Source organism: Helicobacter apodemus (assembly GCF_000765745.2).
GTDB classification, from domain to species: Bacteria; Campylobacterota; Campylobacteria; order Campylobacterales; family Helicobacteraceae; genus Helicobacter_D; species Helicobacter_D apodemus.
This window is the reverse complement of sequence record NZ_JRPC02000082.1, coordinates 1-1,435: the sequence shown is the minus strand read 5'-3', so window position 1 is coordinate 1,435 and position 1,435 is coordinate 1. Positions and strand designations below refer to the sequence as shown.

The 1,435-nt window shown below is 32.2% G+C and carries 2 protein-coding genes; both read right to left on the bottom strand.

All coding sequences use genetic code 11. The features are described 5' to 3' along the window. A partial coding sequence (locus LS72_RS10460; protein WP_414458072.1) for a Cj0814 family flagellar-dependent secreted protein occupies nucleotides 1–842 on the bottom strand: 842 nt, incomplete at its 3' end. Between the two features lie 15 nt (nucleotides 843–857). Next, a complete protein-coding gene (locus tag LS72_RS10455) occupies nucleotides 858–1,280 on the bottom strand; it encodes a hypothetical protein (protein WP_034555651.1) in 423 nt (140 codons plus the stop codon). Nucleotides 1,281–1,435: the final 155 nt, after the last annotated feature.

Here is a 1,435-nt window from a genome sequence, read left to right as displayed (position 1 = left end):
AAGTTTAAATTTTTCATCTCTTCTACAGAGAAATTAAGTTCATATACTCTTAGATTAAGATCAATGCTTTGTAATTGTGAGCTTAAAACTTTAGCTTCCCTAAAAGTCTCTTTATTATAAAGATTAGTAACTTTAAAATGATCCCAACTTCTCATGGTGCTAAATGCTTTTAGTATCTCAAGATCTTCTATCCCAGGCTCATTTGCCATATATCTTTTATCACTAAAACCCTTGGGTAGTTTTTCAATTTCCTCTGTAGAATAAGATTCTTTGATTTCTGGCATAATTTGTGTAAAGACATTATAGTATTGGTTAAGAGTGTTAGCTATATCTATATGTTTGAATACTTCTTCATTGGTTAAATTAGGGTCGAACAATCCAGTAGCCAATCCTCCATAATTCCTTGTCCCAATTCTAATAATTTCCTCTAAGGTGCTTTTATGCAATTTAAACCCACTTGGAAGTTCCGCAGCAGCATTAAAATCCTCTCCTAGATAACCTTGCTTATCTACACTATAACCATAAAACTCATTTTGTATCCTTACCTCTTGTATTTGGGATTTGTTTGTCTTAGCATTTCTTATGAGTAATTCATCTTTTAATAACTCTGCTACTATATCTGTCTTTTTGTGTTCTATAGTAGTTAGATTGTTAGGTATATATTGGATAAAGTCGGATAGGGAATGCTTCACCATAAGATTTTTAGTATCCACAGAATGTGAAGTATCTAAAACTTCTTGTGTAGTAACATTGGGCTTTAGAATCTCTTGAGATTTCCCATTAGTAGCTTGATTTATAGCACTAGGGCTAAAGCTATAAACATTATAACTTGAAACTTTCATTCTATCCTCCTAATATTAATACTGGGCTTTAAATTGCTTTAATACTTCCTGTGCATTGCGATAATGTTGCCAAAATTCATGTGTTTTACCACTAGGAGTAGCATAAGTTAAATAATATTGTTTATACCCATTCATATATCTATAATTTGCCACAATGAAACCATTGAATCCAAATTCTCGAGCCACACTATAGGGATTATTTAAATTATCAGTTACAACAAATGCATACGATCTGCCATATCCATAATAATCATATCTTGAATCCCTAATAAATCCATATCCCCCAACAACTCTCTCCTCCTCCTCTACACTCAAAAGTCTCACACCCTTATCATAATCACTTAAGGCACCATTAGTAACTTTTGCTAAAAAATCCTCTGCAAAAGCAACTATAGAAAGGAAGCTTAGAATAGCCATTACATTGAAAAGTTTTTTCATCGTTAATCTCTGTTATTGGGGTTGAATTTTATTTCCACTATGCATTGGTTTGATGCAAGAAATTTTGTGCCCTTTTGTATAAATCTTGGGTATAGTTATGAATATCTTGTTGGCTAATAGTCCAATTATTATGCACCGCTTTTGTAAATTTCATC